Raw genomic sequence first — 23,971 nt, forward strand, 5'->3', positions numbered from 1 at the left:
TGATCGCAAGATGCGAAACAGGGCGTTTACCGGTCATACACGATCAATGGGGCATTGGCGGAGAATCCGTGAGGAGTGCGAAGGGGGTGTGCGGAACCCGCGGGGGAGGGCGCGGGAGAACGCGCACATGCGGAGAGGCCCCTCGCGGTTCACTCGCGAGGGGCCTCTCCGATGGGTGCGCCGCCAGGGACTCGAACCCCGGACCCGCTGATTAAGAGTCAGCTGCTCTAACCAACTGAGCTAGCGGCGCGCGAGAAGAACTTTACCGGAGCGGCGGGGGTGCTTCCGACCACGGAGCACCCCCGCCGGGCGGTCACTTGTACCAGAACTGGCTGATGGTGCGGCCGTTGACCTGCCAGACGTTGTCGGCGCGCTGCATGCTGTTGCAGACGTCGTCGCCGTACTTGGCGTTGAACAGGTCCTGCGAGAACCACTCGCAGGTCACGTTGTGCAGGCGCTGCCGGGAGCCCCAGGTCACACCGAGCCGGGTCAGTTCGCTCGGCGGGTTGCCGACCTTGTCGGTCCGGTCCATCGCCCGCTGGCAGGACACGCCGTCGCTCTTGGGCACCTCGATCACTCGGGACCAGATCACTTCCTGCTGGCCCTTGTTGTAGTAGCCCTTCCAGTAGTTCCCGCAGATCCGGGAGCCCGACTGGGCCTCGGCCGTACCCGGGACGGCGATCGCGAACAGTGCCCCGGCCGCCATGCCGGCGGCCGCCAGCGTCGCCGTGCGTCGCTTCATACGCTGAACCTTCATCATCGCTCCTTGAGCTTGGTCGGCCTCACCGGTGCGCGCGGGGACGGCACCGGGCAGTGCGTGGATGTTCAGCGGGGCCGGACCTGGCCGTTGATCTCGTACGTGGCCATCCAGCGCTGGAATATGTTCCTGTTCCATTTGCCGAACCTGACGTTCCCGTCCCAGTCGTACGACGTTCCGCCCTTGCAGCCTCGGTTCGACCTGACCCAACCGCCGACGAAGTCGCCCTCGGTCCAGCGGCGGACCGCCACGTTGACGGGCGCTGCCTTCTGTCCGCCCGTCATGTTGACGGTGAAGGTGAAGGTGGTGTTGACCTCCGTGGACCTGTTGTAGCCGCCGACCAGTCCGAGCACGACGTTGTACCACTTCTTGGAGGGCGAGCTGGCGTTGCCTATGTCGGTGCTTCCGCCGAGATTCCAGCTGGTGCTCGAGGTCTTCGACTTCTGCCATGCGTAGCTGCAGGTGGTGCCGCCGGGGCACAGGAAGAGGTCACCCCTCCACACCACGTCGTACCAGGTCCCCGCCGCCTGCTGCCGGGCGATCGAGCGCGTCACATTGCCGCCGCCTGTACCGGGAACGATCTTCGCGCCATCCGAATGGCTTTGGGTGAAGCACTGCGTCGCCGCCTCCGCTGTGCCCACCGTACTCATCAGTGATGCGAGGAGTAGGGCAGAGGACATCAGTGCGCGATTCCACCAGATTTTTGTGACCATTTTCGTATCCCTTCCTGGGGGGAATTTTGGTCGGGGGTGGGTGAAGGGGTGTTGCGATCATTCGCGGGAAATTGGAACGGTTGCCTTTCGGGAATGCTCCTGGACCGGTTCCGAGGGTGAATTGATGCCACCTGTGGTGGTCCCGCCGTCGACGGCTCGGCCCGTGGTGTCCGTCTTCGATCCCGCCCGCCGGCGGCATGGTCTGGTGTGGGCGAGGGCCCCGCATCAGAGCGCGATGCCACTGACGGCTTCCGCGTGTTCTCAGTACACCTGCGACCACTCGGCGGGCGTGCGGTTGGCCACCTGCCCGATGAGGTCCACCCGGTTCATGTTGAGGCAGGGGTCGTTCCCGTACTTGTCGTTGAACAGGTCGCCGGCGTCCTCGCAGGTCCAGGACCGGATCGGCTGGCGCGGGTTCCACGTCACCTTGCCGTTGTAGCCCGGCAGGCTCCGGCCGTTGATGCTGTTCGTCTTGTCGATGACGCGGAGGCAGATGCCGAAGTCGACCTTGGGCACCTCGAGGACCTTGGCCATGATCCCGACCGTCTTTCCGTTGGCCCGGGCCTCCCAGTAGTTCCCGCAGATACGGGACCCCGACTGGGCTTCGGCCGTGCCGGGCGTCGTGACCGTGGTCGCCGCCGCCGCTGTGATCACAAGTGCGGCCAGGACCGCCTTGCGCTTGAACTGGAGTGCAATCGCCATTGATGTCTCCTTGGTGTCCCCGAAAACGGTCCTCCGGGGAGGACCGAATTTCGAGGTGGGGGGTGGTCGGGAATCAATATGGAGCTGCCCCGAGGTGAAGTCAAGACTTCAAGGACCTTTATCGGAAGGCTTTTCTGAGGGTCGAAACAATGCCGTTTTCGGGCAGGCGTGAGCACCCCTTTCGCGCCTGCGGAAAAGTGGCAGGAGGCTGGGAAAGGGGTCACGAAAAGGGCAGGAGGGTATGCGAGGGAGGTAGGTGTGGGTGCGGAGTGGTGAACAGCTCCCAAAGAAGGTGGGGGGTCTTTGGAGATGGTTCGGTGAACGTGCAGAAGGCGATGGCGGAAGAAGCGCGACATCGACGGCGGGTAGCACTTTTGGAGTGCCTGCCCGAAACCCCCGTGCCCCGCCTCTTCATGTGGAGAAGTCATGCGGGACTGGTCAAGACCCGTGGGAAGACTTCTTCGTGGTTACGCGGCTCTGGTTCAGCGCTGATCATGCAACCGGTGGGACCGGCCGTCAAGATCGAGCGTGACTTGATTCTATGAACGAAACTCTACTGGCGAGTCACTTGCCGAAATTAGTAAACCGACCGGTAACTATGCACCGCCGAACGGACTTTGCCGGGTTTTGGTGAACCGTCACGAGGTGCGAGCAGCTGTTCGCGACGTCCCACGGTCGTCGACCGGGCGGTCGGCGGCGCGGCCGGGACCGACGCCGGCGGAGGCGAGCCCGAAGCCCGCCGGGCCGGCGCCGGCGAGGGGAGGCTCTCGGGGCCGGGTGGGGCCGGGTACATCATTTGGACCGTCAGCATGCGACATGGGAGGACAGTTGAGAAACTGACGGGCGTGCAGAAGCGTGGAATTCTTCGGTCGGTTCGCGAGGGGAATCGCATGGGGACTCCGGTATTCGAGGAGATCGATCCGGGGGCCGATTGCGAATGCCCCGGCTGTGTCCACTGGCGGCGGGTCATGCCGTACTCGACCCAGTACGCCCATCTGAGTCACCCGGCGGCCAGGACCGCCAGGAACGCCCTCGTCGTGGCCACCGCCGCCGGTGCCGCGCTCGGCGCGGGTCATGCCGTACCGGCGGTCGCCGCGGCCCACGGACCGGCCAGTCCCGGCGCCGTTCCCGCAGATGAGGGGCCCAAGACACCCCAGGGGAAGAAGACTCCGCTGCACGGCCCCCACGGTCGGCCGGCCGAGGGGGAGAAGCCGCTGAAGGGGGTGCGGACACCGCCCACCACCCGCGCCGAGATCATCGAACGGGCCGAGCGGTGGATCGCCGACGAGGTCCCGTACAGCATGCGCGAGTACTGGTCCGACGGTTATCGGCAGGACTGCTCGGGATTCGTCTCCATGGCCTGGAACCTGCCCGGGAACGAATGGACGGGCAGCCTCGACACATTCGCGCAGCGGATTTCCAAGGGCCGGCTGGAGCCCGGCGACATGCTGCTCTTCCATAATCCAAAGGACCCGCGGCAGGGCTCGCACGTCGTCATCTTCGGCGGCTGGACGGACGACACGGAGACTCGCTACATCGCCTACGAGTCGGCCCGCCCGTACGCCCGCAGGCAGGCCACCCCGTACGCGTACTGGAACAACGCGAGCCGCTATGTGCCGTACCGCTACAAGGGGCTGGTCCCCGACGGCGCGGGCGGTTCGGACGACGAGACCGACGCGTCCAACGGCTCCGGCGCGCCCGCCGTCCCCTCGGAGAACCCCGGTGCGAAGGGGACCGCCGGGCCGTCCGGTGGCGACCGGTTCCCCGGCGCCTCGGCCTTCGGGCCCGGGGCGCAGAACAAGCACGTCGCCCGGCTGGGGCAGATGCTGGTGGCGCGCGGCGGCGCTCGCTTCTACACCGGTGGTCCGGGGCCGGTCTGGTCCGACGCCGACCGCAGGGCCACCCGGGCGTTCCAGCGGGCGCAGGGCTGGTCCGGCCGTCACGCCGACGGGATCCCGGGCCCGCTGACCTGGTCGTACCTGGTCACCGGCAGGGGCAGGAACATCCCGCCGGGGCCGGCCGGGAACCCCGGCCCCCGGGGCACGCCCGCACCGCCCAGACCGCCCGTCGTGCACCGGCCGACGGGGGAGCCGGGAGCACCGGGCACATCCACCGTGCCCCTCGACCCCGGGTCATCCGTCAGGCATGGCTCGTCCGTCAGGCCCGGGTCGCCTGTCAGGCCGGAGGCGTCCGCCAAGCCCGGGGCACCTGTCAGGCCCGGGCCATCCGTCATCCATGGCTCGTCCGTCAGGCATGGGTCGTCCGTCAGGCCCGGGTCGCCTGTCAGGCCGGAGGCGTCCGCCAAGCCCGGGGCACCTGTCAGGCCCGGGCCATCCGTCATCCATGGCTCGTCCGTCAGGCATGGGTCGTCCGTCAGGCCCGGGGCACCTGTCAGGCCGGAGGCGTCTGCCAAGCCCGGGGCACCTGTCAGGCCCGGGCCATCCGTCAGCCGTGGCTCGTCCCCCAGGCCCGGCTCGTCCGCCAAGCCCGCCACATCCGTGCAGCCCGGCACATCCGTGCAGCCCGGCGTCCCGGGCGTCCCCACGACCCCGAAGTTCCCCCGCACCCATGTGACCCCCGTGACCCCCAGGACATCCATGACACCCGTGACGCCCGTGACCCCCACGACACCCGCCTCGCACGGTGTCCTCGGCTACCCCGGGCGCGGCATGTTCCGGCCGGGCGCGGAGAACGCGTTCGTCACCCGGCTGGGGAAGCGGCTGATCGAGAAGGGGTTCGGCAAGTACTACACCTCGGGCCCGGGGCCGCGTTGGGGCGAGTCGGACCGGCGGAACGTGGAGGCGTTCCAGCGGGCCCAGGGCTGGCGCGGCGGCGCGGCCGACGGTTATCCCGGCCCGGAGACCTGGCGCCGCCTGTTCTCCTGACGCCCTCGCCCGCACCCCTCGCCCGCACGTCTCGACGACTCTCCCCCCTCGACGACGACTCTCACCACGGTTCTTCCTGCGCGGAGGCATGGAGGCACGTATGAGTACGACCACCTCACACACCCCGGAGCCCGAGGGGGCCGCGCGGCCCGCCCGGCTCATCCAGAACGAGACCACCACCGAGATCCCCGTCCATCTGCTGTTCCGGGACGACCCCGCCCCGGTCTCCGTACCGGTCACCCCCGCCGTCGTGGGCCGTCGGCGCGGCACCGGCGAGCAGCCGAGGGTGCGTCAGGGCCCCGCCTCGATGAAGCCGCGCCCCGCCGTCGAGGTCGACCCCGAACTCGTCGAGCGGACGGCACGGGTGGTGCCCGGGGCGGTGGGGGTGCTGGGCGGGGTGTGCGGGGTGGCCGGATGCGTGCTGACCTCCTGGTGGGCCGGGGTGTTGCCGGGGCCGGCCGTCCAGGCGCTCGGGCTGCCGACCGCGTACGCCGGCGCCGGGCTCGGACCGGCGCAGTGGGCCGCGTACGCGGGGGCCGGGGCGCTGACGATGTTCGGGTTCGGCGGGCTGGCGCGCGGGCGGACCGGACGGGCGTGGGTGCTGGGGCTGTTCGGGCGCTACCGGGGGACGGTCCGCCGTACCGGGCTGCTCTGGGTGAACCCGTTCGTGCTGCGCCGTCGTGTCGACGTACGGCTGCGGCACTGGCGGAGCGAGCCGATGGCGGCCGTCGACGCGAACGGGGTGGCGCTGCGGGTCGTCGTCCTGGTGGCGTGGCGGGTCAGGGACACCGCGCGGGCCCTGCTCGGGATCGAGGATCATGAGCGGTACTTGCGCGAGTGCGTGGAGGCGGCGGTCTCCCGGGTGCTGTCGCAGCTGCCGGCGGACGTCGCGCCGGGAGCGCTGGTGCGGGACTCGACGCTGCGCAACACGGAGGCGGTGGGGGAGGCGCTGACCCGGCTGGTGGCGGCGGACGCGGCGCCGGTGGGGATGGAGGTGTTCTCGGTCCAGCCGGTACGGATCGAGTACGCGCCCGAGGTGGCCGCCGTGATGCAGCGCCGCCGGATCGCCGCGCTCGACGCCCAGCACCGGGACACCGTGCTCACCTCCGTCGTCGACTCCGTCGAGGACACGGTGACCCGGCTGACCCTGCGCGGCCTGGTCGAACTCGACGACTACGAGCGCAAGGCGCTGGTGAAGGACCTGACGGTGGCGTTCTATACAGGGCGCCGCGAAGTGTCCCCGTGAACCCGGGAATTGGTATGGACATGTTCAATCCGCACCCATAATCTGGGACTTGGTCTAGACCTGGAACATCCCCACGTACTCCAGGGAGCGGCAGCATGCGCAAGCACACGCGTAGCAGGACCAAGTGGTACGCCGCCGGCGTCGGCCTCGCCACCACCGGAGCGCTCGTCCTCTCCAGTGGTGGCGCCTCCGGCCACGGCTACACCGACCTTCCCGTCAGCCGGCAGAAGCTCTGTCAGAACGGCACCGTGACCAACTGCGGCGACATCCAGTGGGAACCGCAGAGCGTCGAGGGACCGAAGGGCTTCCCGGGCTCAGGGCCGGCTGACGGCCAGATCTGCTCCGGCGGCAACAGCAGGTTCAACCAGCTCGACGCGTCCACGAGGCCGGGCGGCGGCGCCTGGCCCACCACCCGGGTGACGGGCGGCCAGAACTACACGTTCCGCTGGCAGTTCACCGCCATGCACGCCACCACCGACTTCAAGTACTACGTCACCAGGGCGGGCTGGAACCAGAACCACGCCCTCGCCCGCTCCGACCTCAACCTCACCCCGTTCTTCACCGTCCCCTACAACGGCCAGCGCCCACCGTCCACGCTCTCCCACACGGGACGCCTGCCGTCCGGGCTGAGCGGCCACCACGTGATCGTCGCCGTCTGGACGATCGCCGACACCACCAACGCGTTCTACGCCTGCTCGGACGTCACCTTCTGAGCAACCCGCCCACCGGCCCCGCCAGTTCTGAGGCTCCCTTGAGCTGCGCGGGGCCGCCGTACGGGTACGTTCCCCACACGTCGCCGACCAGGGCGGCGGACCGAACTCGGGGGAACACCATGGACGTCTTCTTCTACCTCATCCCCACGGTCATGATGGCCTTCATCGGTTTCATGGCGTACCGGCTGCTGACGCGCTGGCTGCGGGTCCGAAGGGCCTGGAGCAGCGGCCTGACGGCCGAGGCCCGCTGCCTGAGGACATTCACCACGGTCAGCGACAGCGGCGGCGGGCACAGCCGTGTGAGCACGACGATCCACCACGTCTACGAGTTCACGACCCAGGACGGACGTCCCATCCGCTTCGAGGAGGAGGGCGGGCCGATGACGACCGTCGAGGGCGACTTCGTCACCGTGCACTACACCGACGGCCCGAACGTGGTCGCCACGGCCCACGCCCCCGGCGAGCGGGTCAAGCACGCCGCGGCCGGCCTCGGCATCCTGACCTTCCTCGGAGTCGCCTTCGCGTTCTGCGTCTTCTTCATGGTCACCTACCACCGGTTCTCCACCGACCCGGCGTTCCCGACGCCGTGACCCTCCTCAACTGACGGTACGTCAACTACCGTGCGCCGACATGGAGTCCACTAGGCGCACGGTCGCACAGCTCGTCGCCGACCGGTGGGGCGACCACCGGCCCGGGCTGTGGTTCGAGGAACAGGTCCTGACCCACCACGAGGTCGCCGCCGGGGCCGCCGCCCGCGCGGCCCTGCTCGCCGACCTCCTGCCGGCGAAGGCCCACCCGCACCTCGGCGTCCTCCTCGACAACACCCCGGAGTTCCCCCTCTGGCTGAGCGCGGCGGCCCTCGCGGGCGCGGCCGTCGCCGGCGTCAACCCCACCCGGCGAGGCCCCGAACTGGCCCGCGACATCCTGCACACCGAATGCCGGGTGCTGATCACCGAGGAGGCCCACCTCCCGCTCCTCGACGGCCTCGAACTCCCCGGCGTCCGCGTCCTGGTGACCGGCACCCAGCCGTACGCCGACCTCCTCGCCCCGTACGCGGACGCCGTGCCCGACCCCACCCGGGCCACCCCCGCCGACCGTCTCCTGCTCTACTTCACCTCCGGCTCCACCGGCGCGCCCAAGGCCGCGATCTGCTCCCAGGGACGGCTCGCGGCGGCCGGGCGGGCCCTGGTGGACCGCTTCGGGGTGCGACGGGACGACGTGCACTACGTCTGCATGCCGATGTTCCACGGCAACGCGGTCATCGCCGACTGGGCCCCCGCCCTGGTCGCGGGGGCCGGTGTCGCCCTGCGCCGCCGCTTCTCGGCCTCCGCGTTCCTGGACGACGTACGGGCGTACCGCGCCACGTACTTCACCTACGTCGGCCGGGCCGTGCAGTACCTCCTCGCCACCGAGCCCCGCCCCGACGACCGCGACACCCCGCTGCGCATGGGCTTCGGCACGGAGGCGGGCGCGGTGGACGCCGCGGCGTTCGAGGAACGCTTCGGGGTGCGGCTCGTGGAGGGGTACGGGTCCTCCGAGGGCGGTGCGGCGATCCAGCGCACGCCCGGTGCGCCGCCGGGCGCGATCGGGCGTGCGGCACCCGGCGACGACCTCGCCGTGGTCGATCCGGAGACCCGGAAGGAGTGCCCGCCGGCCGCCTTCGGCGAGGACGGCCGACTCCTCAACGGCACCGAGGCGATAGGGGAGTTGGTCAACCGGGGCCCCAACCCCTTCGAGGGCTACTGGCGGAACCCGGAGGCGGACGCCGCCCGCCGCCGCGACGGCTGGTACTGGACCGGCGACCTCTTCTACCGCGACGACGACGGCTTCCTCTACTTCGCCGGCCGCACCGACGACCGCCTCCGCGTCGACAGCGAGAACCTCGCCGCCGCCGCCATCGAGAACATCCTCGCCCGCTACGAGGGCGCCGAGGCCGTCGCCGTGTACGCCGTCCCCGACCCGGTCGCCGGGGACCAGGTCATGGCGACCGTCGCCGGCACCTTCGACCCCTGCCGCTTCGCCGAGTTCCTGCTGGCCCAGCCCGACCTGGGCACGAAGATGACCCCGCGCTTCGTACGGGTCGTCCCGTCCATGCCCGTCACCGCCACCAACAAGATCCAGCGCGCCGCCCTCCGCCGTGAGGGCTTCCGCTGCGCCGACCCGGTCTGGTGGCGCCCGCCGGGGAAGTGGGCCTACCGCAAGTTCTCGGCGGTGGATCTGGCGCGGCTGGTGACGGAGTACCGGGCGCGCGGACGGGAGGAGTTGTTGACGAGGTGACGAGGTAGGGCCGGCCCCACCTTCCGTACACCGGCTGCGCGTATGGCCGCCGCCGACCGCCCCGCCTACCGTGACCCTCATGATCCGAACGGTCGTACGGGAGTTGCCGCGTGCGGTGGCCTACCTGCTGAGCGGTGTCCTCGTCGGCGCCCCGCTGCTGGTGGTGCTGCTGGTCCTGGGCACCCTCGGGCTCGCCCTGGCCCCGGCCCTGGTGGGCCTGCCGCTGCTCGCCGTGGCCGTCCTGTCCGGCATCCCCGTCGGCTCCCTGGAGCGGCGCCGGCTGGCCCTCACCCGCACCCCGCCGCCGCCCGACCCGCACGCCACCCCGGCCGAGCCCGGCCTCGCCGCCTGGGCCCGGCTCCGGCTGACCGAGCGGGCGACCTGGCGGGAGCTGGCGTACACCGTCCTGCTCGCGTTCGTGCTGTGGCCGCTGGACGTGACCGTGCTGTTCGTCGCGCTGGGCGTGCCCGGCGCGATGATCGGGGCGCCCGTGCAGCTCGCGACGACGAGCAGCGTCAGCGGTGACGCGCGGATCGCCAAGCTCTGGCTGATCGACTCCTACGGCCAGGCCCTGCTGTGCACGGCAGCCGGTGTCGTCCTCCTCCTCGCGCTGCTGTGGCCCCTCGCCCGGTACGCGCGCGCCCGTGCCGGTCTCGCCCGGCTGCTGCTCGCGCCGGGCGAGGCCGAGGCAGAACGGCGCCTCGGTGAGGTGACCCGGTCACGGGCCCGGCTGGTGGCGGCCTTCGAGGCGGAGCGGCGCCGGATCGAACGCGATCTGCACGACGGGGCCCAGCAGCGCCTGGTGTCCCTGAGCATGACCCTGGGCCTGGCCCGCCTGGACGCCCCGCCCGAACTGGCCGACCGGCTCGCCGCCGCCCACCGGGAGGCCGATCAAGTCCTGGGCGAACTGAGGGAGTTGATCCACGGCATCCATCCCCAGGTCCTGGTCGACTACGGCCTCCCGGACGCCCTCGCCGACGCGGCCGACCGGTCCGTCGTCCCCGTGGAGCTGGACGTGGACCTGCCCCGGTTCGCCGAGTCCGTGGAGGCGGCGGCCTACTTCGCGGTCCGGGAGGCGCTCGCCAACATCGGCCGGCACAGCGGTGCGCGCCGGGCGTGGATCGCCGGGCGGTACACCGGCGGACGGCTGCGGGTGGAGGTCCGGGACGACGGCACGGGCGGCGCCGATCCCGCGCGGGGCACGGGCCTCACCGGACTCGCCGACCGGCTCGCGGTGCTGGATGGGACACTGTCCGTCCACAGCCCGGCCGGCGGCCCGACCGTCCTGTCCCTGGAGATCCCGTGCCCGCAGCGCTGAAGATCGTGCTCGCCGAGGACAGCGTGCTGCTGCGGGAAGGGCTCGTCGGCGTCCTGACCCGCTTCGGACACGAGGTCGTCGCGGCGGTCGGGGACGCGCGGTCGCTGATCGAGGCCGTGACCTCGTACGCCCCCGATCTCGTCGTCACCGACGTCCGCATGCCGCCCGGTCTCACCGACGAGGGCCTGCGCGCCGCGCTCGAACTCCGCGTGGCGAACCCCGCCCTGCCGGTCCTCGTCCTCAGCCAGTACGTCCAACGCGCCTACGCCGCCGATCTGCTGGACACCGGCGACGGCACCGGCGTCGGCTATCTCCTCAAGGACCGCATCGGCCAGGTCGAACAGTTCGCCGAGGCGGTGGAGCGGGTCGCCGCCGGGGGCACGGTCGTCGATCCCGAGGTGGTACGGCAGCTGCTGCGGCGCCGGCGCGATCCGCTGGCGGCGCTCACCCCGCGCGAGCGGGAGGTGCTCGCCCTGGTCGCGGAGGGGAAGTCGAACGGGGCGGTCGCCCGGGAGCTGGTCGTCACCGAGGCGGCCGTCGGCAAGCACATCGGCAACATCCTGGGAAAGCTGGACCTGCCCCCGGCGGAGAACACCCACCGCCGGGTGCTGGCGGTGCTGGCCTACCTGCGGGCGTGACGGCCTGTGTGCGTGACGGCCGCCGCGCGTACGCGGAAGGGCCCCTCGCCGAAGCGAGGGGCCCTTCCGTTCGGTGCGCCGCCAGGGACTCGAACCCCGGACCCGCTGATTAAGAGTCAGCTGCTCTAACCAACTGAGCTAGCGGCGCAGACTCTGTCGCTCATCCGCTCTCGCGGCTGGCGACAGAGAAAATACTACCTGGCCCGGACGGGTGCCTTCGACCACTTAAACGTGAGCTGGATCTCGGTGGAACGGGTGGCCGCTAGATCGCCAACGACAGCAGCACCGGAGCGGCCTCCCGGTTCAGCGTGTGCGCCGCCGCGCGGAGCCGGTGCGCGTGCCGCAGCGGCAGCGACAGCGCGAGGCAGCCCACGGCGGAGCCGGCGGTGAGGGGGACGGCCGCGCAGACCGTGCCCGGCGCGTACTCCTGGAGGTCGAGGACCGGGACCGTGGCGGTCTGGGCGTCGAGTTTGCTCAGCAGCACCTTCTCGTTGGTGATCGTGCGGGCGGTGAGCCGGGCCGGGCGGTGCCGTGAGAGGTGGTCGCGGCGGCCGTTGAGGTCGAGCTGGCCCAGCAGGCCCTTGCCGAACGCGGTGGCATGGGCGGAGGAGCGGAAGTCGACCCACTCGTGGACGGCGGGCATGGCCGGGCTGTCGGCCCAGCCGGTGACCTGGATCTCCCCGTCCAGATAGCGGGTGACGTAGACGGCGGCGCCCACGGAGTCGCGGAGCCGGTCGAGGGTGTGCTGGAGCTGCTCGCGCAGGGCCTGGTCATGACCCTGGGCGGAGCCCAGCCGGGCGAGTGCGGCACCGGTGACATAGGCGCCGTCGGTGGTCTGTTCCACGTATCCCTCGCGACGCAGCATCCGCAGGAGCGCGGTCAACCGCTCACTGTCGACGCCGGTGCGACGGGCGATCTCGGCGTCGGTGACGCCACCTGCGTGCCGCGCCACCGTCTCCAGGACGCGCAGGGCGTCCTGGGCCGAGTGGTACGGCGCGGTCGGCTCGTGCTTGAGCGCCACGGTTTCCCCCTGCGCTTCTCGGGCCGTTTTTCGGACAGCTTGCCGTGTCCCACGATACGGCCCAAGAGTCGTGCGCGGAGGGGTTGTTCGCGAGAAAATCCCGGCACCCACGGGCCTCCGAACTGCCGGACCAGCACTCCGGCATATGCCGGAGGCGTGGCCCGGCGGGCGGACCTCGGATGTTCCCACGCGGTCAGGCGTTCACAGGGCGTAATCAGATGACCGCGCCGAGGAATTCCCGCGTACGTTCGTGCGACGGATCGCCGAAGATCTTCTCGGGGCTGCCCGACTCGATCACCTGGCCAGAATCGAACATCAGAACTTGGTCCGAGATGTCCCGGGCGAAGTTCATCTCATGGGTCACACAGAGCATCGTGATGTCCGTGGTGCGGGCGATGTCCCTGAGCAGGTCGAGCACGCCGGCGACCAGCTCGGGGTCGAGCGCGGACGTCACCTCGTCGAGGAGCAGCACCTGCGGGCGCATCGCCAGGGCCCGCGCGATGGCCACCCGCTGTTGCTGTCCACCGGAGAGCTGCGTCGGGTAGGCGTCGCACTTGTCGGCGAGCCCGACCATGTCGAGCAGTTCGCGGGCCCGCGCCTCGGCCTCGTCCTTGGAGAGCCCGAGGACGGTGACGGGCGCCTCGGTGATGTTCCGCAGCACCTTCATGTTGGGGAAGAGGTTGAACTGCTGGAACACCATCCCGATGTTCTTGCGGACCTCACGGCACTGCTTCTCGCTCGCCGGGAACAGCCGCTGCCCGCCGACCGTGATCGTGCCCTCGTCGGGCTTGGTCAGGGTCATCAGCAGCCGCAGGATCGTCGTCTTGCCGGAGCCGGACGGGCCGATCAGCGTGACGTGCTTGCCCGCGTCGACCGAGAAGTCGAGCCGGTCCAGGACGGTGTTGCTGCCGAATCGTTTGGTCACGTTCTCGAAGCGGATCAGCTCGCTGCGATCGACGGGCTGGTCCGCGGGCGCGTCGGGTTCTTTCATCAGCGGGGTGTCAGCGGACAAGGCGTCGCTCCAGGGTTCGCAGAAGCAGGGAGGCCAGATAGGAGATGAGGATGAAGGCCACCCCGATGACGGTCAGGGGCTCGGTGAAACGGAAGGTCTCCTGGGCGTAGAGCCGCGCCTCGCTCAGCATCTCCGGGACCGTGATCACCATCAGGATCGGTGTGTCCTTGAGCATCGAGATCACGTAGTTGCCCAGCGCGGGCACCACCCGGCGGACCGCCTGCGGCAGGATCACCACGGTCCAGGTGCGGCGCATCGGCAGGTTCAACGCCGTGGCCGCCTCCCACTGGCCCGTCGGCACCGCCTCGATACCGGCCCGGTAGACCTGCATCGTGTACGTCGAGTAGTGCAGCCCGATCGCGAAGACGCCCGTGGTCAGCGCCGAGAAGGTCAGACCCCACTCCGGCAGCACGTAGAAGAGGAAGAACAGCTGGACCAGCAGGGGGGTGTTCCGGATGAACTCCGTGACCACACCCACCGGCCAGCTCACCCAGCGGGTGGGCGTCCGCACCAGCAGCGCCCACACCAGCCCGAGCAGGAAGGAGACGACCGACCCCAGGGCCAGCGCCTGCAAGGTGACCAGCAGGCCGTCGTAGAAGTGCGGCAGGAAGTCCGTGACCGCGTTCCAGTCCCAGTTCATCAGGCGGCACCTCCCGCGCCCGCGCCCTCGGGGACCCGCGCCGGCGGCACGGCCGCCTTACGCGCCGGGGCCTTGCCCAGCCCGGCCTTCAGCCGCCGCTCCAGCACCCGCATGGCGCGGGTCAGCAGGAAGGCGATCACGAAGTAGATGATCAGCAGATACGCGTAGATCTCCACGCTCTCCTGGAGCGCCAGCCGCACCAGACTGCCGCTGAACGCCAGATCGCCCATGCCCATGACCGACACCAGCGCCGTGCCCTTGAGCAGTTCGACCACCAGGTTGGCGAAGGGCGGGATCATCTCCGGCACGGCCTGCGGCAGCAGGATCAGCCGCATCCGCTGCCACGGGGTGAAGCTCAGCGCGATACCGCCCTCGCGCTGCGCCGGGTCCACGGCGGTCAGGGCGCCGCGCACGATCTCGGCGCCGTACGCCCCGTACGTCAGGCCGAGCGCGAGGACGCCCGCCCACATCGGGACCAGCTGCCAGCCGAAGGCCAGCGGCAGCACGAAGTACACCCAGAAGATCATGATCAGCGCGGAGGTGCCGCGGAACACCTCGGTGTAGAGGCCCGCGACGAAGCGGACGATCCACCGCCGATGGGTGCGCGCGACCCCGACCACGAACGAGACGACCGTGGCCAGCAGCGCGCCGAACACCAACAGCTGGAGGGTGACCCAGACGCCGCGCAGGACGAGTTCCCAGAGTCCCGGTGTCATGCGCGACAGAGCTCCTTCGTGGTCAGGTCGGTCATCTCGACCTTGGTGAACCCGAAGGGCCGCAGCACACGCAGCAGTTCGCCGCTCTCCTTCATCTTCCGCAGTTCGACGTTGAAGGCGTCCCGCAGCCGTGTCTCGGCCGGCCGGAACGCGAAGCCCGCGCCGTCCACCCGGGGTTTGCCGTCGACGAGCGCGGCGAACGGCTTGGTCGCCTCCGTCGTCCGGGACTTCTTGACCACCTCGCGGGTGGTCAGCGACGTGCCCGCGAACACGTCGACCCGGCCCGCCTCCACGGCGTTCAGCCCGGCCACCTGGTCGGGCACGATGACGATGTCGCTCTCCTTGTACCCGGCCTCGACGGCGTGCGCGATCTGCGCGTACCCGGAGCCCGTGGCGAACTTCGCCTTGGCGCGGATCACGTCCGCGTAGTCGTTCAGCCCCTTGGGGTTGCCCTTCTTCACCACGAACGCGTCCAGCATCTGGTGGTCGGGCTCGGAGAAGATGACCTCGGCGCAGCGCTCGGGGTTGATGTACATCCCGGCGGAGACGACATCGAACTGCTGGGAGTTCAGCCCGGGTATGAGCGACCCGAACTCGGTGGGCACGGGCTGGACCCGCCCCACGCCCAGCCGCTTGAAGACGACCCGGGCCACTTCGGGCCCCTCGCCGGTCAGTTCGCCGTCGGTGTCGATGTAGCCGAACGGGATCTCGCCCGCGATACCGAGCCGTACGACGCCCTGCGCGCGCAGCCGGTCCAGCAGCTCACCCCCCTCCGTGCCGGAGGCCGTGGCCACCCGGCTGCACCCGGCGGCGCCCAGCGCGCCCGCCGTGGCGAGCGCGGAGGCGCCGACGAGCAGGGAGCGGCGGCTGGGGTCGCGTGTCTTCCCGGTTCTCCCGGAGGTCTTCGTTGCTGGAGCCATGGGCGCGCGGCTACCCGACCCGATGCGATGTATTCACGCCACGGCGGAGCCCTTCACGACCCCCGCACACGCGCGGGAGGCGCCCTTGACCCCGGCGGCACCATGGAAGACATGAGTGACAGGACGGACCGCCATCTGGAGATCTCCCTGCTCGAACGCCAGGTCGTGTGCCGGGCGAAGCTCCTCGACGACCGCGCGCCACGTACGTGCGCCGCCGTCTGGGACGCCCTGCCGTTGTCCGGGGACGTCTACCACGCCAAGTACGCCCGCAACGAGATCTACGCGCTCTTCCCGCCCTTCGCCGACCGTGAGCCGCCGCTGGAGAACCCGACCGTCACCCCCATCCCCGGCGACCTCTGCTACTTCTCCTTCGCCGGCACGGAGCTCGCCACGAGCGCCTACGGCTACGACCGGGACGTCCGCCCCGACACCACCCTCGTGGACCTCGCCCTCTTCTACGAACGCAACAACCTGCTCCTCAACGGCGACGTGGGGTGGGTGCCGGGGATCGTGTGGGGCCAGGTGGTGTCGGGGCTGGACGAGATGGCTGCCGCGTGCAACGACCTGTGGCGGACGGGGGCGGCGGGGGAGACGCTGCGGTTCCGGAGGGCGGCGTGAGGGGCGCCTAGTAGCTCGGGGGTGCGGGTTCGTGAGCGAGTGCGGCTCCGGTGGGGCTTCTCGCGCAGTTCCCCGCGCCCCTGAAAAGCAGGGGCTGCGCCCCGTCGCCTTTCAGGCCCGCAGGGGCCTGGTCTTTTAGGGGCGCGGGGAACTGCGCGAGAAGCCCCACCGGAGCCGCACCCGACAACGCACCTCCGCCCACCCCCCCGGGGTCGAAGGGGCAGCGCCCCTGGGATGGGACGGGTAGGGGCGGCGGGGGCGGACAAACTCAGGAGACGACCCCGCCCGGCGCAGCCACCCCCGCAACCCCCGCCTCGAACAACGCATGCGACACCCGCAACACCAGATCGTCCCGATGCCGAGCCGCCACCACCTGCAATCCCACCGGCAGGCCCCCCTCATCCACCCCCACCGGCACACTCCCCGCCGGCTGCTGCGTCAGGTTGAACGGGTACGTGAACGGCGTCCACCCCGTCCACCGCCGATGCCCCGAGCCCCGCGGCACCTCCACCCCCGCCTCGAACGCGGTCACCGGCAACGTGGGCGTCACCAGCACGTCGTACCGCTCGTGGAACGCCCCCATCCGCCGCCCGAGATCCATCCGCACATCCACCGCGGCCAGATACTCCAGCGCGGACAGCCGCGCCCCGGCCTCCCGGATCTCCCGCAACCCGGGATCCAGAACGGCCCGCCCCTCCGCCCCCAGCCGCTGCGTCACCCGCGCCGCCCCGCTGAACCACAGCGTGTGGAACGCCTCCACCGGATCACAGAAGTCGGGGTCGGCCTCACTGACGTACGCACCGAGCCCGGCCAGCCCCTCCACCGCCCGCCGCACCGCGCGGGCGACCCCAGGCCGCACGGCCACCTGCCCGCCCAGCGACGCCGAGTACGCGACCCGCAGCCCCCGCACCCCGCCCGCGAGCGCGTCCACGAAGGACCCGGGGACCGGCCCCAGCCCCGACCAGTCCCGCGCGTCGGGCCCGGAGACCACGTCCAGCAGCAGCGCCGCGTCCGCCGCGTCCCGCGTCAACGGTCCGACGTGCGACAGCGTGCCGAACGCGCTCGCCGGATACAGCGGCACCCGCCCGTACGTCGGCTTCAGCCCGAACACCCCGCAGAAGGCGGCCGGGATCCGCACGCTGCCACCCCCGTCCGTGCCCAGCGCCAGCGGCCCCGCCCCCAGCGCGACCGCCGCCGCCGCGCCCCCGCTGGACCCCCCGGCCGTGCGCGAGAGGTCGTACGGGTTCCGGGTCACCCCGCTGAGCGGCGAGTCCGTGACGCCCTTCCAGCCGAACTCGGGCGTCGTGGTCTTCCCCAGGAACACCGCCCCGTGCTCCCGCAGCCGGGCCACCGAGGGCGCGTCCTCGTCCCAACTCCCCTTCTCCGAAACGGTCCTGGAGCCCTTCAGCGTCGGCCCGCCCCGCATCAGCAGGATGTCCTTCACGGTGACGGGCACCCCGTCCACCGCCCCGGCCGGCTCCCCGCGCCGCCAGCGCCCCTCCGACTCCCGCGCCCGCGCGAGCGCCGCCTCGGCGTCGACGCGCACGAACGCGTTCACGGCCGGCTGGATCCGCTCGGCCCGCTCCAGCGCCGCCCGCGCCACCTCCACCGGGCTGAACTCGCCCTCGCGGTACCCCTCGACCAGTCGTACGGCGGACAGTTCCGTGAGCTCCGACATCCGGCCCCTCCCAGGGGAGTTCAGTGCCCGGGCACGTACCCGCGCTCCTTGTCGACCACGTTGGGCAGTGGTGTGCCCGCCTCCCACAGCCCGAACAACTCCACGAACTGGGCGCCGAGTTCGTCCCGCCACCCCACCGTGTCCCCGCTCATGTGGGGCGAGACGATCAGCCCGGGCACCTCCCACAGCGGGTCGTCCGGGCCCAGCGGCTCGCGCTCGAAGACATCCAGCGCCGCCCCCGCGATCCACCGCTTGCGCAGCGCCTCGACGAGCGCGTCCTCCACCACGAGCTGCCCGCGTCCCACGTTGACGAACCGCGCGGACGGCTGCATGACCCCGAACCGCCGGGCGTCGAACATGCCGTACGTCGCCTCCGTCAGCGGCGCGGCCGCGATCACCCAGTCGGCACGGGCCAGCAACCGGTCGAGCTCCTCCGGGCCGTGCACCCCGGGCCGCGCGGTCCGCCCGACCAGAGCCGTGTGCAGACCGAGCGTCTTCAGACAGCGCTCGATCGCCCGCCCGATCGGCCCGGACCCCACCACGCACGCCCGGCCGCCCGCCACCCGCAGCGCCTCCCGGTGCCGCCACTCCCGCCGCCCCTGCAACTCCCAGCTGCGCGGCAGATCCTTCGCCATGGCGAGGACGAGCGCGGCGACGTACTCGGCGATCGGCGCCTCGAACACCCCGCGCGCGTTCGTCACCACCGTGTCCCCGGCGGCGACCAGTTCGGGGCAGAGCAGATGGTCGACGCCCGCGCTCGCCGTGTGCACCCAGCGCGGCCGGGGCCCGCCGCCCGGCCAGGCGTCCCGCACCGCGTGGGAGGTGAAGTCCCACACCAGCAGCACATCGGCGTACGGCAGCCGCGCGGCCAGCGTGGAGGCGTCGGCGTACTCGACCGTCGCCCGCCCGGTGAGCCGCCCGAGCCGGGGACGCGGTTCGGCGTCGAGGACGAGGAGGGTCGGCCGAGGAGTCGAGGTCGAGATCGAGGTCATGGGCGAAGGCAACCCCTCACGATCGAAGTGAACCTAGCGGCCATAGCGGCCCCCGAGATGCGTGTGACATGCACTGATTGACCACGCTCGCACCCGAACCTACCTTCGTCAACAAGGACTTGCGCACGTTCTGTCGTCCGCACATCTCTCTCCGTGAGGCCGGTGGCTGTCATGAACGTCTCCTTCCTCGGTGGACCCCGTCCGCAGCGCGGCGTCGGTGTCATCGCCCCGTTCGACTTCGCCCTCGACCGCGAGCTGTGGCGCTGGGTCCCGGACGACGTCTCCCTGCACCTCACCCGGACCCCGTACGTCCCCGTCGAGGTGAGCCTCGACCTGGCCCGGCTGGTCTCCGAGCACGAGACGCTGCACGAGGCGGTCCGGGCGCTGAACGAGGTCGCCCCCGAGGTCGTGGCCTACGCCTGCACCAGCGGCAGCTTCGTCGGCGGGGTCGCGGGGGAGCGCGCGATGGGCGAGGCGATGACCCGCGCGGGCGCCGCGCACGCCGTCACCACCTCCGGCGCGATGCTCGCCGCCCTGGCCGAGCTGAACGCCCACCGCATCGCCCTGGTCACCCCGTACACCGTCTCGGTCACCCAGTCCCTGGAGGAGTACCTCGCCGAGGCGGGCATCCTGGTCACCGGCCGCGCCTCGCTCGGCCTGGTCCGGCACATCTGGAAGGTCCCGTACCACGACGTGGTCGCCATGGCCCACCGTGCGGTCCGGACCACCACACCCGACGTGCTCTTCATCTCCTGCACCAACCTCCCCACCTACGACGTCATCCCCCAGCTGGAAGCGGAACTGCGGATGCCGGTGATCTCGGCCAACCAGGTGACGATATGGGCGGCGCTGCGTCATCTGGGTACTCGGGCGGTGGGTCCGTACCAGGCTCTGCTCGACGAGTCGGCCAGGCAGACGTTCGGTGCGGGACCTGTTCCGCCACCGCCGGTACTGCCGGAAGAACAGGAAGGTTGGGCATGACCGCACTCGGTTTCCTCTATCCGGGCCACTCCGCCGAGGACGACTATCCGCGGATGGAGCAACTGCTCGGCAGCGACATCCGGGTGGACGTGGTGCACACCGACATCGGCGAGGACGCCCACCGCGTGGACGCCCTGCGCGAGATGGGCGCCCCCGAACGGCTCGCCGCCGGCTGCGAGGCGCTGCGTCTGTCCGGCGCGGAGGCCGTCGTCTGGGCCTGCACCAGCGGCAGCTTCGTCCACGGCCACGAGGGCGCGCACGACCAGATCCGCGCCCTGGCCCGCGCGGCGGGCCTCCCCGCGTCCTCCACGTCCTTCGCGTTCGCCCACGCGGCGCGCGAGATCGGCGCCACCCGGGTCGCCGTGGCCGCGACCTACCCCGACGACGTGGCCCGCCTCTTCGTCGACTTCCTGGCGGCGGCCGGCATCGAGGTCCTCTCCGTCCGGGGCGCCGGCATCATCACGGCGGCGGAGGTCGGCACCTGGGGCCTCGACCAGACCCTGACCCTCGCCCGCGCCGCCGACCACCCGGAGGCGGACGCCCTCCTCCTCCCCGACACGGCCCTCCACACGGCCTCCCACATCCCCACCCTGGAGAAGGAACTCGGCAAACCGGTCCTCACCGCCAACCAGGTCACCGTCTGGGAGGCCCTGAGGCTGGCCGACAGGAGGGTGAACGCGCCAGAACTGGGCGCCCTGTTCACCCGAGAGCCGATCGTGCAGGTGTGACTCCCGGCAAACTCCCGCGCCCCGAAAGGGGCGCGGGGAACTGCGCGATCAGCCCCCACCGAACCCGCACCCGAACACCGACCCGGGGGGTCGAAGGGGCGCAGTCCCTGGTGGGGGCACCTCCCGCTCGAGCGAAGCCGAGAGTGGGGGAGGGACGGGTAGGGGCGGCGGGGGCGAGGGAATAACCGGAGCCACCCTCCTGTTACCGCCCCCGTACCCCACGACCCACCGCACGCACCCCAGGAGGCCCCACCGTGACCACAGCCGAGATACGAGGCGAAACCAAGGGCACCGCCCCGTTCCCCCTCTCCGTCCTCGACCTGGTCACCGTCGGCGCCGGCCGCACCGCCACGGACGCCCTCCGCACCAGCGTCACCCTCGCCCGCCAAGCGGAGCGCCGCGGCTTCCACCGCTACTGGGTCGCCGAACACCACTCCATGCCCGGCGTGGCCTCGTCCTCCCCGGCCGTGATCCTCGCCCACCTCGCCGCCCACACCACCCGCATCCGCCTCGGCTCGGGCGGCGTGATGCTCCCCAACCACGCCCCCCTGGTCATCGCGGAGCAGTTCGGCACCCTCGAAGCCATGGCCCCCGGCCGCGTCGACCTCGGCCTCGGCCGCGCCCCCGGCACGGACGGCGCCACCGCCGCAGCCCTGCGCCGCTCGACGCGCCTGAACGAGGGCGCCGACGACTTCCCCGAGCAGCTCGCGGAGCTGACCCGCTTCCTGGACGACGACTTCCCCGACGGCCACCCCTACCGCCGTGTCCACGCGGTCCCGGGCCCGGTCCAGAGCACCTCACCGGGCGGCGTCCAGTCCCCGCACCGCCCCCCGGTCTGGCTGCTCGGCTCCTCCGGCTTCAGCGCCCGCCTGGCCGGCTCCCTCGGCCTCCCCTTCGCCTTCGCCCACCACTTCTCCGCGCGCAACACGATCCCGGCGCTCGACCTGTACCGCGAGTCGTTCCGCCCCTCGGCGGTCCTGGACGCCCCGTACGCGCTGATCGGCGTCTCCGCCCTCGCCGCCGACGAGGAGCGGGAGGCCCGCCGCCAGGTCAGGGCCGCCGCGCTGAACATGGTCCGGCTGCGCACCGGCCGCCCCGGTCTCGTGCCCACGCCGGAGGAGGCGGAGGCGCACGAGTTCAGCGTGGTCGAACAGGACTTCATCGACTCCTGGAACGCCGACGTCGTCCACGGCACCGTCGACGAGGTCCGCACCCGCCTCGACGACCTCCACAAGCGCACCGGCGCGGACGAGCTGATGCTCACCACCCACGCCCACAGCGCCGACGTACGCCTGCGCTCCTACGACCTGATCGCGGACGCCTACGACCTGCCGCACATCCCTCCCGCGGAGGGCGCCCTTCAGGCCTGAGGGCAGGCCTTCTCCCGCGGAGGGCGCCGCTCAGGCCTGAGGGCAGGCCGCCGCGCCCAGCAGTTCCGCGATCCGTTCCGGCGACACCGCGCGGGAGTACAGCCACCCCTGCCCGGTGTCGCAGCCGAGCCGCCGCAGCCGAGAGGCCTGCGCGTCGGTCTCCACGCCCTCCGCCGTGACGGACAGCCCGAGCCGGTGGGCCAGCTGCACCAGCGCCTCGACGATGATCTCGTCGGCGGGGTTAGCCTGCCCGGCGTCCCCGAGACCACCGGTGGCGGCCACGGGCCCCGTCCCGCCGGGGCCCTCGCCCTCCTCGCCGTCCTCGTACTGGAAGCCCCGCACGAACGCCCCGTCCAGCTTCAGCACCGACACGGGCAGGCGGCTGAGGTACGCGAGGTTGGAGTACCCGGTGCCGAAGTCGTCGATGGCGATGCGGACGCCCATGTCGCTGAGGGCCTTGAGGGCCTGGAGGGGGCGTCCGGCCGACCCCATCAGCGCGGACTCGGTGAGCTCCAGCTGGAGCAGGTGCGGGGCGAGGCCGGTCTCCGCGAGGATCTCGGCGACGTCGGCGACCAGGTCGGAGTCCCAGACCTGGCGCACGGCCACGTTCACACTGACGAAGATCGGGGCCCGGTCGGGGTGGTCCGTCTGCCAGCGGCGCGCCTGCCGGCAGGCGGTGGCCAGAATCCACCGTCCGAGCTGCACGATCGAGCCGTCCTCCTCGGCCAGTGAGATGAACCGATTCGGCGTCAACAGGCCGAACTGCGGGTGATGCCAGCGCACCAGCGCCTCGACCCCGCGCACCTCACCCTCGGCCATGCCCACCAGCGGCTGGTACTCAAGGACGAACTCGCCCCTTCCGACGGCCGCCCGCAGGGTGGACGACAGGGCCTGACGGGTCATCCGGTGGGCGTTGCGCTCCGGGTCGAACAGGGTCCAGCGGGCCTTGCCGTCGGCCTTCGCCCAGTACAGCGTCGTGTCGGCTGCCTGCATCAGCCCCGTCGCCGTGGTGCTCGCCGACTGCCGTTCGACGACCCCGATCGAGGCGGAGACGGAGAGCCGCTGACCCGCCAGGTCGAAGGGCGCCTGGAGCGCCTTGAGGACCGAGTCGGCCAGATCGGCGAGCTGCTCCGTGCCGGTCGAGTCCTCCACGAGCAGCGCGAACTCGTCACCGCCGAGGCGGGCCACCAGCGGCGCCCCGGCCGTCGTTCCGGTCGTGCGCAGCAGCGCGGACTCGTCGGCGCATCGGGTGAGCCGCTCGGCGACGGCCGTGAGGAGCCGGTCGCCCACGCGGTGGCCGAGGGTGTCGTTGACCGCCTTGAACCCGTCCAGGTCCAGATAGACCAGGCCGATACGGCCGGTGCCGGCCTCGTCGTACGCCTCCCGTTCGAGGGCGGCGGAGAGCTGTTCGAAGAAGAGGGTGCGGTTGGGGAGGCGGGTCACCGGGTCGTGCATCTGCAGATGACGGAGCCTGGCCTGAAGCTGACGGTTGGCGCTGATGTCGGCGACCGAGAGCAGGACGGCACGCTCCTCCTCGGGCAGCGGTGCCACCGAGACCTGGACCCACAGCCAGGTCCCGTCCGGCTGTTTCAGCCGTCGGGTACAGCGCAGCCGGGCCTGCCGTCCGCGCAGCACCTCGCGGTACGCGTGCCAGATGCGGGTGTCCGAGGTGAGGTCCACGAGGTCGGCGGCGACCCGCCCGACGAGCGGTTCGGAGCCGGTCCCGAGCAGGGTGCCCATCGCCCCGTTGGCGGTGACGACCAGTCCGTCCCGGTCGACGACGGCCATGGCGAGGGGCGCGACGGAGAAGGCGGCGGGCGTCGTGGGACTCCCCTCCGACGACGGGGGCGGCTGGGGTGGCTGGGGTGACTGAGACGGCTGGGGCGGCTCAGACGACTGAACTGACGCATTGGCGTGACGCTCTGTAATCGCCGGCCGGAGGAGATCTGCCGCGGGCGCCGGCCCTTGGGACGTTCCGCTCACCGTTCGCTCCCGCAGTGCACTCGTTTTCGTACGGATCTCATATGTCTCGTCGGAGCGGCCGAA

At 71.3% G+C, this 23,971-nt stretch carries 21 protein-coding genes, 2 tRNA genes and 2 pseudogenes; 12 read left to right on the forward strand and 13 right to left on the reverse strand.

All coding sequences use genetic code 11. From position 1 onward, the window contains the following. Positions 1-176 precede the first annotated feature (176 nt). From HW837_RS34715 to HW837_RS34730, 4 genes are all read right to left on the reverse strand, one after another. Positions 177-250, reverse strand: a tRNA-Lys gene (locus tag HW837_RS34715). A 63-nt stretch (positions 251-313) separates the two neighbouring features. Then, positions 314-742, reverse strand: a complete 429-nt coding sequence (locus HW837_RS34720) for a hypothetical protein (protein WP_237270494.1) — start codon at positions 740-742, stop codon at positions 314-316. 83 nt (positions 743-825) lie between these two features. Continuing rightward, positions 826-1,311 (reverse strand): hypothetical protein, encoded by a 486-nt coding sequence (locus HW837_RS34725; RefSeq protein WP_237270495.1) that lies wholly within the window; start codon positions 1,309-1,311, stop codon positions 826-828. A gap of 420 nt (positions 1,312-1,731) precedes the next feature. Continuing rightward, positions 1,732-2,172 (reverse strand): hypothetical protein, encoded by a 441-nt coding sequence (locus HW837_RS34730; RefSeq protein ID WP_193381118.1) that lies wholly within the window; start codon positions 2,170-2,172, stop codon positions 1,732-1,734. A 1,445-nt stretch (positions 2,173-3,617) separates the two neighbouring features. Between HW837_RS34730 and HW837_RS50125 the strand changes: the two are divergent. The 8 genes and pseudogenes from HW837_RS50125 to HW837_RS34770 all read left to right on the forward strand — a co-directional run. After that, a pseudogene (locus HW837_RS50125) lies at positions 3,618-4,145 on the forward strand (peptidoglycan-binding protein); the annotation flags it as partial. Positions 4,146-4,799: 654 nt separating this feature from the next. Continuing rightward, positions 4,800-5,057 (forward strand): annotated as a pseudogene (locus HW837_RS34740) (peptidoglycan-binding protein); the annotation flags it as partial. A gap of 100 nt (positions 5,058-5,157) precedes the next feature. Next, entirely contained in the window at positions 5,158-6,303 is a 1,146-nt protein-coding gene (locus HW837_RS34745; RefSeq protein WP_045560590.1) for an SPFH domain-containing protein, read from the forward strand. A gap of 95 nt (positions 6,304-6,398) precedes the next feature. After that, the gene (locus tag HW837_RS34750; RefSeq protein ID WP_045560589.1) at positions 6,399-7,016 is read left to right on the forward strand and encodes a lytic polysaccharide monooxygenase auxiliary activity family 9 protein; all 618 of its coding nucleotides are present in this window, start codon (positions 6,399-6,401) and stop codon (positions 7,014-7,016) included. Between the two features lie 119 nt (positions 7,017-7,135). Continuing rightward, complete coding sequence (locus HW837_RS34755; protein ID WP_045560588.1) at positions 7,136-7,606, forward strand: DUF3592 domain-containing protein; 471 nt, start codon at positions 7,136-7,138, stop codon at positions 7,604-7,606. 40 nt (positions 7,607-7,646) lie between these two features. Further along, on the forward strand, positions 7,647-9,293 hold the full coding sequence (locus HW837_RS34760; RefSeq protein WP_045560587.1) for a long-chain-fatty-acid--CoA ligase: 1,647 nt from the start codon (positions 7,647-7,649) through the stop codon (positions 9,291-9,293). A 79-nt stretch (positions 9,294-9,372) separates the two neighbouring features. Next, complete coding sequence (locus HW837_RS34765; RefSeq protein ID WP_193381117.1) at positions 9,373-10,611, forward strand: sensor histidine kinase; 1,239 nt, start codon at positions 9,373-9,375, stop codon at positions 10,609-10,611. Beyond that, a complete protein-coding gene (locus tag HW837_RS34770; RefSeq protein ID WP_045560586.1) occupies positions 10,596-11,249 on the forward strand; it encodes a response regulator in 654 nt (217 codons plus the stop codon). The genes HW837_RS34765 and HW837_RS34770 overlap by 16 nt, the downstream gene beginning before the upstream one ends. Positions 11,250-11,323: 74 nt before the next feature. Here HW837_RS34770 and HW837_RS34775 read toward each other — a convergent pair. From HW837_RS34775 to ehuB, 6 genes are all read right to left on the reverse strand, one after another. Next, positions 11,324-11,397, reverse strand: a tRNA-Lys gene (locus tag HW837_RS34775). Positions 11,398-11,511: 114 nt separating this feature from the next. Beyond that, a complete protein-coding gene (locus HW837_RS34780; RefSeq protein WP_060884562.1) occupies positions 11,512-12,270 on the reverse strand; it encodes an IclR family transcriptional regulator in 759 nt (252 codons plus the stop codon). Positions 12,271-12,484: 214 nt separating this feature from the next. Further along, positions 12,485-13,261 carry an ectoine/hydroxyectoine ABC transporter ATP-binding protein EhuA gene (gene ehuA, locus HW837_RS34785; RefSeq protein ID WP_045560584.1) on the reverse strand — a complete coding sequence of 259 codons (777 nt, stop codon included), beginning with the start codon at positions 13,259-13,261 and terminating at the stop codon, positions 12,485-12,487. Between the two features lie 10 nt (positions 13,262-13,271). Beyond that, positions 13,272-13,922, reverse strand: coding sequence for an ectoine/hydroxyectoine ABC transporter permease subunit EhuD (gene ehuD / locus HW837_RS34790; protein WP_045560583.1), 651 nt, complete (start codon positions 13,920-13,922; stop codon positions 13,272-13,274). Further along, on the reverse strand, positions 13,922-14,638 hold the full coding sequence (gene ehuC, locus HW837_RS34795) for an ectoine/hydroxyectoine ABC transporter permease subunit EhuC (RefSeq protein ID WP_045560582.1): 717 nt from the start codon (positions 14,636-14,638) through the stop codon (positions 13,922-13,924). Before ehuC ends, ehuD begins: the two co-directional genes overlap by 1 nt. Next, positions 14,635-15,558, reverse strand: coding sequence for an ectoine/hydroxyectoine ABC transporter substrate-binding protein EhuB (ehuB, locus tag HW837_RS34800; RefSeq protein WP_045560581.1), 924 nt, complete (start codon positions 15,556-15,558; stop codon positions 14,635-14,637). Before ehuB ends, ehuC begins: the two co-directional genes overlap by 4 nt. 111 nt (positions 15,559-15,669) lie before the next feature. Between ehuB and HW837_RS34805 the strand changes: the two genes are divergently transcribed. After that, positions 15,670-16,176 carry a DUF3830 family protein gene (locus tag HW837_RS34805; protein WP_045560580.1) on the forward strand — a complete coding sequence of 169 codons (507 nt, stop codon included), beginning with the start codon at positions 15,670-15,672 and terminating at the stop codon, positions 16,174-16,176. A 268-nt stretch (positions 16,177-16,444) separates the two neighbouring features. Here the strand turns inward: HW837_RS34805 and HW837_RS34810 are convergent, their stop codons facing one another. Both HW837_RS34810 and HW837_RS34815 read right to left on the reverse strand, forming a co-directional pair. Beyond that, positions 16,445-17,854: an amidase gene (locus tag HW837_RS34810; RefSeq protein WP_045560579.1), complete on the reverse strand. Its 1,410-nt coding sequence runs from the start codon at positions 17,852-17,854 to the stop codon at positions 16,445-16,447. A 20-nt stretch (positions 17,855-17,874) separates the two neighbouring features. Continuing rightward, positions 17,875-18,846, reverse strand: coding sequence for a D-2-hydroxyacid dehydrogenase (locus HW837_RS34815; RefSeq protein ID WP_045560578.1), 972 nt, complete (start codon positions 18,844-18,846; stop codon positions 17,875-17,877). 171 nt (positions 18,847-19,017) lie between these two features. On the opposite strand from HW837_RS34815, the gene HW837_RS34820 reads away from it, so the two are divergent. The 3 genes from HW837_RS34820 (at position 19,018) to HW837_RS34830 (ending at position 21,925) form a co-directional block, all read left to right on the forward strand. After that, positions 19,018-19,827 carry a maleate cis-trans isomerase family protein gene (locus tag HW837_RS34820; protein WP_177262069.1) on the forward strand — a complete coding sequence of 270 codons (810 nt, stop codon included), beginning with the start codon at positions 19,018-19,020 and terminating at the stop codon, positions 19,825-19,827. Then, the gene (locus HW837_RS34825; RefSeq protein ID WP_045560577.1) at positions 19,824-20,555 is read left to right on the forward strand and encodes a maleate cis-trans isomerase family protein; all 732 of its coding nucleotides are present in this window, start codon (positions 19,824-19,826) and stop codon (positions 20,553-20,555) included. Before HW837_RS34820 ends, HW837_RS34825 begins: the two co-directional genes overlap by 4 nt. A 254-nt stretch (positions 20,556-20,809) precedes the next feature. Continuing rightward, a complete protein-coding gene (locus HW837_RS34830) occupies positions 20,810-21,925 on the forward strand; it encodes an LLM class flavin-dependent oxidoreductase (protein WP_093791605.1) in 1,116 nt (371 codons plus the stop codon). Positions 21,926-21,955: 30 nt separating this feature from the next. Here the strand turns inward: HW837_RS34830 and HW837_RS34835 are convergent, their stop codons facing one another. Continuing rightward, the gene (locus HW837_RS34835; RefSeq protein ID WP_045560575.1) at positions 21,956-23,713 is read right to left on the reverse strand and encodes a putative bifunctional diguanylate cyclase/phosphodiesterase; all 1,758 of its coding nucleotides are present in this window, start codon (positions 23,711-23,713) and stop codon (positions 21,956-21,958) included. Between the last annotated feature and the right edge of the window lie 258 nt (positions 23,714-23,971).

Source organism: Streptomyces caniscabiei (assembly GCF_014930365.1).
GTDB classification, from domain to species: domain Bacteria; phylum Actinomycetota; class Actinomycetes; order Streptomycetales; family Streptomycetaceae; genus Streptomyces; species Streptomyces caniscabiei.

Bases quoted from the DNA above. Each gene is read 5' to 3' on its own strand.
- HW837_RS34760 (WP_045560587.1), top strand. From the start codon at position 7,647: ATGGAGTCCACTAGGCGCACGGTCGCACAGCTCGTCGCCGACCGGTGG.
- HW837_RS34750 (WP_045560589.1), top strand. From the start codon at position 6,399: ATGCGCAAGCACACGCGTAGCAGGACCAAGTGGTACGCCGCCGGCGTC.
- HW837_RS34765 (WP_193381117.1), top strand. From the start codon at position 9,373: ATGATCCGAACGGTCGTACGGGAGTTGCCGCGTGCGGTGGCCTACCTG.
- ehuD (WP_045560583.1), bottom strand. From the start codon at position 13,922: ATGAACTGGGACTGGAACGCGGTCACGGACTTCCTGCCGCACTTCTAC.
- HW837_RS34810 (WP_045560579.1), bottom strand. From the start codon at position 17,854: ATGTCGGAGCTCACGGAACTGTCCGCCGTACGACTGGTCGAGGGGTAC.
- ehuA (WP_045560584.1), bottom strand. From the start codon at position 13,261: ATGAAAGAACCCGACGCGCCCGCGGACCAGCCCGTCGATCGCAGCGAG.
- HW837_RS34835 (WP_045560575.1), bottom strand. From the start codon at position 23,713: ATGGCCGTCGTCGACCGGGACGGACTGGTCGTCACCGCCAACGGGGCG.
- HW837_RS34720 (WP_237270494.1), bottom strand. From the start codon at position 742: ATGAAGCGACGCACGGCGACGCTGGCGGCCGCCGGCATGGCGGCCGGG.
- HW837_RS34820 (WP_177262069.1), top strand. From the start codon at position 19,018: ATGAACGTCTCCTTCCTCGGTGGACCCCGTCCGCAGCGCGGCGTCGGT.
- HW837_RS34745 (WP_045560590.1), top strand. From the start codon at position 5,158: ATGAGTACGACCACCTCACACACCCCGGAGCCCGAGGGGGCCGCGCGG.
- ehuB (WP_045560581.1), bottom strand. From the start codon at position 15,558: ATGGCTCCAGCAACGAAGACCTCCGGGAGAACCGGGAAGACACGCGAC.
- ehuC (WP_045560582.1), bottom strand. From the start codon at position 14,638: ATGACACCGGGACTCTGGGAACTCGTCCTGCGCGGCGTCTGGGTCACC.
- HW837_RS34805 (WP_045560580.1), top strand. From the start codon at position 15,670: ATGAGTGACAGGACGGACCGCCATCTGGAGATCTCCCTGCTCGAACGC.
- HW837_RS34730 (WP_193381118.1), bottom strand. From the start codon at position 2,172: ATGGCGATTGCACTCCAGTTCAAGCGCAAGGCGGTCCTGGCCGCACTT.
- HW837_RS34755 (WP_045560588.1), top strand. From the start codon at position 7,136: ATGGACGTCTTCTTCTACCTCATCCCCACGGTCATGATGGCCTTCATC.
- HW837_RS34815 (WP_045560578.1), bottom strand. From the start codon at position 18,846: ATGACCTCGATCTCGACCTCGACTCCTCGGCCGACCCTCCTCGTCCTC.
- HW837_RS34825 (WP_045560577.1), top strand. From the start codon at position 19,824: ATGACCGCACTCGGTTTCCTCTATCCGGGCCACTCCGCCGAGGACGAC.